The sequence below is a fragment of the Laedolimicola intestinihominis genome, from assembly GCF_040096155.1.
Lineage (GTDB): Bacteria > Bacillota > Clostridia > Lachnospirales > Lachnospiraceae > Laedolimicola > Laedolimicola intestinihominis.
Map to the genome: position 1 here is coordinate 1 of NZ_JBBMFE010000041.1, position 5131 is coordinate 5131.

8 protein-coding genes are annotated in these 5131 nt (G+C 50.2%); all 8 read right to left on the bottom strand.

All coding sequences use genetic code 11. The features are described from left to right. Window positions 1-1062: plasmid recombination protein (locus WMO29_RS16685; RefSeq protein WP_349165555.1), on the bottom strand; the 1062-nt coding region annotated here is incomplete at its 3' end. Window positions 1063-1218: 156 nt separating this feature from the next. Continuing rightward, window positions 1219-1365, bottom strand: a complete 147-nt coding sequence (locus WMO29_RS16690; protein ID WP_159427337.1) for a hypothetical protein — start codon at window positions 1363-1365, stop codon at window positions 1219-1221. Then, complete coding sequence (locus WMO29_RS16695; protein ID WP_021748087.1) at window positions 1355-1732, bottom strand: translation elongation factor Tu domain protein; 378 nt, start codon at window positions 1730-1732, stop codon at window positions 1355-1357. The genes WMO29_RS16690 and WMO29_RS16695 overlap by 11 nt, the downstream gene beginning before the upstream one ends. Window positions 1733-1770: 38 nt before the next feature. Beyond that, entirely contained in the window at window positions 1771-2037 is a 267-nt protein-coding gene (locus WMO29_RS16700; RefSeq protein ID WP_242992232.1) for a hypothetical protein, read from the bottom strand. A 249-nt stretch (window positions 2038-2286) separates the two neighbouring features. Then, window positions 2287-2565, bottom strand: coding sequence for a type II toxin-antitoxin system YafQ family toxin (locus WMO29_RS16705; protein ID WP_021632616.1), 279 nt, complete (start codon window positions 2563-2565; stop codon window positions 2287-2289). Further along, the gene (locus tag WMO29_RS16710; protein ID WP_033119556.1) at window positions 2558-2824 is read right to left on the bottom strand and encodes a type II toxin-antitoxin system RelB/DinJ family antitoxin; all 267 of its coding nucleotides are present in this window, start codon (window positions 2822-2824) and stop codon (window positions 2558-2560) included. Before WMO29_RS16710 ends, WMO29_RS16705 begins: the two co-directional genes overlap by 8 nt. Before the next feature lie 254 nt (window positions 2825-3078). Further along, a complete protein-coding gene (locus WMO29_RS16715; RefSeq protein ID WP_197055330.1) occupies window positions 3079-4530 on the bottom strand; it encodes a hypothetical protein in 1452 nt (483 codons plus the stop codon). A gap of 415 nt (window positions 4531-4945) precedes the next feature. Beyond that, on the bottom strand, window positions 4946-5131 hold a 186-nt coding region (locus WMO29_RS16720), incomplete at its 5' end, for a hypothetical protein (RefSeq protein WP_435391209.1).

The following is a 5131-nucleotide window of genomic DNA, read 5'->3' on the forward strand; positions in this document are numbered from 1 at the left end:
CTCCTGCAGCTCGGATTGCAGATAATAGTTTTCATCGCGCAGCCTCCGGTTTTCCTGTTCAAGCCTCTGCTGTCGCTGCGCTTCTTCCAGCCGCTTCTTCATGGACGGCACCTGTGACCGCAGACGGGTGTTTTCCTCCGTCAGCTCCTGTACCTTGTGCCGATCCGTCACGCTGCGCAGTGCCATTTTCTTTAGCTGCTCGACCTGATCCACCGTCACGCCCTTTACTGCCCCTGTGAGCGTCTTTTCCGGCTGAATATCATGCAGGGGTGCATTTACCCTGTCAGCCTCCTTTAAGAGCCGCACAGTGCCTTTCAGAGCGTCCCGCTGCCGTTCCAGCTCAGCAACCTCCCGCTCTACTGCCGCTGTCTGCTGCTGCACCGCTTCCAGCCTCGCAGCCGCTTCCTTGAACTGCGGCAAGTCCATGTGCGGTCTGTTCGTGCCGAGAGAGATAATTTCAAAATCGTGCCGCTGGGCGATCTCCGTCAGAGCTTCTTTCTCCCGTTCCATCCACGCCGCCCATTCGGTCTGCTTTCTGCCGACACCGACAAACCCCTGCTGCTTCAATGCCTGTTTCATAGATACCCTTGTAGAAAGTCCTCTTGACTGCTCCGTTGCCACAGGGATAAAATCGACATGGAGATGGGGCGTTGCCTCGTCCATGTGCAGCACCATATTGAACACCCGCAGATGGGGGTTGCGTTCTGCAAAAGACTCCGCAAAATCTTTCAGAGCTGCCGCCGCCCGTTCTCCGTCCGGCGTACCGCACCCACAGTCGCTCATGTTGCCGATCTGGAAGATCGCTTCATGGAACAGCTTTTCCTGTTTACTCTGCCGGATATGCTCATAGTAGTCCGGTATCTTATCTCTCGTTTTGGTTTTCTTTGCGTTGTAGGCTGCGAGAGCTTCATCAAAGACCATATGATAGACCTGCTTCAGATCCTCATTGCAGAAAACAATGTTCTGCTCCGTCCGGCTCCGGTCTACATTCGCCGCTGAGAAGCTGCGGTTGTTGTGCCGGATGCTCCCTGCACCTGTCATACCAGAAATCGTAACTCCCATAAAATCGCCCCCTTTCCGCTTATTCTTCCGTCCTCTATTTTATCATAAATTTCCGCTAAAAACAACCTCTTTGTTACTTTCTGGTGAGAAAGTAACGCAAAAGCACTTTCACACCGCCACCCCATCGGTGCAGCGGTGTGAAAGTGCTTTGCGCCCCTAAAGGGGAGGGGTTGCCGGAGCTGCTTCACTGCCGGCTCGTGCCTGCTGCTCTGCCAGCTCCGGAGGGGCGCTGCCCCTGCCGTCTGCGGACGGCTCCCCGAACTTCATCCCACCGATAAACTGGAATTTGTAATTACATTCCATACATATTGGCATTCTTTACAATCACTCTATCTCCTTTTTCTAATTGTTCCTTAGAAACTCCTCTTAACCCAAGTCCAACATGTTCTGTTTTATATCCACAACCATTTGATTTTCGTTCTTTTGTATGTATATCGATGGTAGTAATTATAGTCTCTAATACACCTCCATTTGTTTTATAAACACACGCATTTTCTCCTTCTCTACACATTCCTGTTGATATGTTTCCTGTGGCAACTGTTCCAACCCCCATAATTGTAAATACATCATCAATAATCAATTCAAAGTCTTCTTTTAAACATAATGGAACATCTAATCTGTTCATATACTCTTTTTCTCGCTCTTTTTTGCTTTTACCAAATAATCCCATAGTGTTTCTCCTTTATAACTTCCGATTTGTCGTTCTGTTTAGTCCCCAAAGAACCTACTAAACCAGCTACGCTTTTGAACCGGTTCTGTCTCACGCTCCGGCTGATCGGCTCCGGACTTGCCGGAAAGAAGCTGCTGATGCATCGTCCCGGCATGGAGAGCCTGGGCCGCTGCCGCAGTCTGCTGTGCCGTCACCAACGCCGAGCTGACCTCCGCCAACCTTGCGTTCAGTTCCTCGATCTGCTTGTCCTTTACAGCAAGTTGCTCGCTTTTCCGGTCTAATTCTCCCTGCAGCATAGCGATCAAAGTGGTTTCGCAAGTTTCGCAACTTGCTTTCGCCGGTTGCGAAACTTGCTTTCGTTCAACACCTAAATAATGCTGATATATGGCGGTTTTTTGACTTTCGCTGATTGCGAAACTTCCTTTCGCATCTTTCGCAACATGGTTTCGCCTACACCATGCACGAACTGCCTGTTCCGACACGCCACATTCTATTGCAATTTCCGTTATTACACCCGCCAAATATCATCACCACTCTTTCATCCAGAGTTAATCTCAAAACAAATCGCTATGAGATCCCGTCCTTATCAATTTCAAAATCAAAGTCTGCCGAACAACTTTATAGACCAACAGCCAGTCCGGCTCGATGTGACATTCTCTCATGTCCTTATAATTTCTGGAATTAGTGAGAGCATGATCTCGATACGCCTCCGGCAACGGCTGCTCGTTACACAACAGCGTGATCACTTCCTCCAACTTCTTCGGATCGCAGCCTCTCTTGATCGCAAGCTTGTAATCTCGTTTGAACTGCCCCGAAAACTCCGGCTTAAGCATTCAGCGCCTCCATCAGATCTGCAACGCTATCAAACGGACCATACATATCCTCTCCCTTTTCTGCCGCCTCCATCGCCGCATAGGTAACAGCATTCGGCTCGTCAACCTTGACTTCAAAGGGAAGTCCATGACACCTAAGTGCCTGTCGATAAAAAATACCCGTTGCCGTACTCAAATCCATTCCGAGGGACTTAAAGAGAGCTGCCGCCTGTGCTTTCAGCTCCGGCTCCATTCTTATCGTCATATTTCCTTTAGCCATAATAGCACTCCTTTCCTCGTCATTTTTAGCTTGCACTAATATTATATTCAATATTCGTGACATTTGCAAGTGCATTGCAAATGTTTTTTGCAACTTTTCTATGAACAGTGCTTTCTATATGGTAACACCGCAGCGTGTACATTTAGGGGGTGAAAAAACCTTATTTCGCGCGGTTTTCAAGCCTCGTTTTCGGTGGGGTAATATAAAAACCCTTACCCGCCCCAAAAACGCCTTGTAGGGCGTTTCTGGGGCGTTTACAGCCCTTTCTTAAATTCCTCCACCAACAGATCGCTCAAAGCCTGTGATGGGCGTATTTTGACCGTTATATGCCCCTCCGGTACGGTGTCCCACCATTTGCGGATCGTTTTCGGATCAAGTCCGGTGTCCCTATGACAATCGGCCTTGCGTCCCTCTGGATGCTCCTGCCGCCACGCATAGACTTGCGCTTTCTTTTCTTCTGCCCCTTTTCTTCTCCATGTGCCGCCAGGATAATCCACTTCCTGCACCGCCCTTGCTCTTTTCAAATGCTCTTTCTGTGATCTACCATTCCTCTTGTTGCGCTCGATGCGAACATCGGTCAGAGCTTCAATATCGGAAATCGTGAAATTGTAATACTCCTTGTCGTAGGCTTCCAGCGCACTCCGTATATCTTCCTCGGTCAATGCGTTCTCATGCTTCACCATCTGCAGATCATCAAAAGCCTCTTTCATATCCTGCCGGAGCTGCTGCTTCGACACACCGCATTTGTAAGCATAGATAGCAAGGCACATCAAAAAGAAATACCGATGCCCGCCCTTTATCTCTCCGATCTGCCGCAGCCACCAATGGTAGAGCGCATACGGATCATCACCATGCACCTTTCCGGCAATATCCCACTTCTTGCATCCTTTCTCGCCTCTCACAACAACACGCTCATACCACTCCGGATATGCCTCCCTCGCCTCAGCTCGTGTCATTTTGGATGGGCTGAAAGGCTTATTGACATCCACCCTGTTTTCTGGCTTTGCGTAGGCGTTCAGATAATCCAGCGTTACCCGTTCTCCGGTACGGAAAGCGACCAGCTCCGTCCCATGCTTGTCATTGATGCTGCCCACCATGCGGAAGCTCTGATTGATGGATTGATACTGGATCGCCTTGACCTGCGAAGTGCTGCCATACTCCCATAGCCGGAAAGTGAGGTCATATTTCAGACTTTTAAGCTGAATTTTTATATTCGGGTATAGGTCAATCGGCTGCTGGAAAACATAGTAGATATGCAGCCCTGTCCCCGACAGAACAAGGAAAGTCGGCATCGGCAACCGGCGCACTCGCTCCGGATCGCCGCCAAAGCGCAGAAAGAGGTTGCGCAGCTCGGCAAGACCTACGCCATCCAGATCGAAGATCAGAGCATACATCCGCTGGGCGTTCTCCAGCCTGTTCTCCTTTCTGCGATATGCAAGACCGCTGCACAAAGTAAGGCTGTTCCCCTCGACAAACTCCATGTAATCCTGTTCCCATGTGTCGTTATACATCTTCCTGCGCCGGAGCTTCTTATCCTCGCTCTGTTCGTCCCGATACAGATACACAGCGTTCGGATGGGAAAAATCCGTGTGCCGTTCTCCGGAGTTCTCATTGTCCGGAAACAGCTCTTTATAAAACTCATAGCCTCCGACCTCCGGATATTGTGCGCTCAAATACTCGTAGCAGCCTCGATAATTCTCGGTCATATTACCACCTCACAAAAGAAAAAGTACCAAAAAGAAAATCCGCTGCGGCGGGGATCGCCTGCGGGCGGGAAAGGGGAAAAGGGGGAGCAAAAGAGCGGCGGCTACGCCGCCTTAAAGAGAAAGTCACCTCCCCCTTTTCCCCCTCGCTGCGGGTCATTGAAAGTGCCGCCACTATGGAAAACCCGATGGGTTTACCACAGTGGCTTGGAAAACCTCTAACGAGGTTTACCACACTTCCAACACCCCTCCGCGCACCCCCTTTTCCCCCTCCGACTTTCTCCCTTTCAGAGAGAGAAAATATAGGTTGGGAGTACCCTTACAGGGGGCTTAGATTATCAATACAGCAATTCCCTATTTTCAGTTGTTATTATAGACTGTCCGAAAGAGATTTTCAAGCCCTCCGGACAGGCTTCTTTTACAGCTCCATGCCGCCCATTCCTCGCTGGTGCTGCTGTTGCTCCTGCTGCTGTCCAATCTCCGGATCGGGCAGCAGCTCCCTCGCCTTTTCAAGCAGAGGACGCAGACGCTCCGGCAAGTGTTCTTCCAAGAAGTCCAGCATCCGACCGATGCCGTCCGTCAGACGCTCGGTGAATCTGCGTTC

What these genes read in the sequence shown, in the direction of transcription:
- WMO29_RS16690 (WP_159427337.1), bottom strand. Translation starts at nt 1,365, where the DNA reads ATGGAATGTAATTACAAATTCCAGTTTATCGGTGGGATGAAGTTCGGG.
- WMO29_RS16695 (WP_021748087.1), bottom strand. Translation starts at nt 1,732, where the DNA reads ATGGGATTATTTGGTAAAAGCAAAAAAGAGCGAGAAAAAGAGTATATG.
- WMO29_RS16705 (WP_021632616.1), bottom strand. Translation starts at nt 2,565, where the DNA reads ATGCTTAAGCCGGAGTTTTCGGGGCAGTTCAAACGAGATTACAAGCTT.
- WMO29_RS16710 (WP_033119556.1), bottom strand. Translation starts at nt 2,824, where the DNA reads ATGGCTAAAGGAAATATGACGATAAGAATGGAGCCGGAGCTGAAAGCA.
- WMO29_RS16715 (WP_197055330.1), bottom strand. Translation starts at nt 4,530, where the DNA reads ATGACCGAGAATTATCGAGGCTGCTACGAGTATTTGAGCGCACAATAT.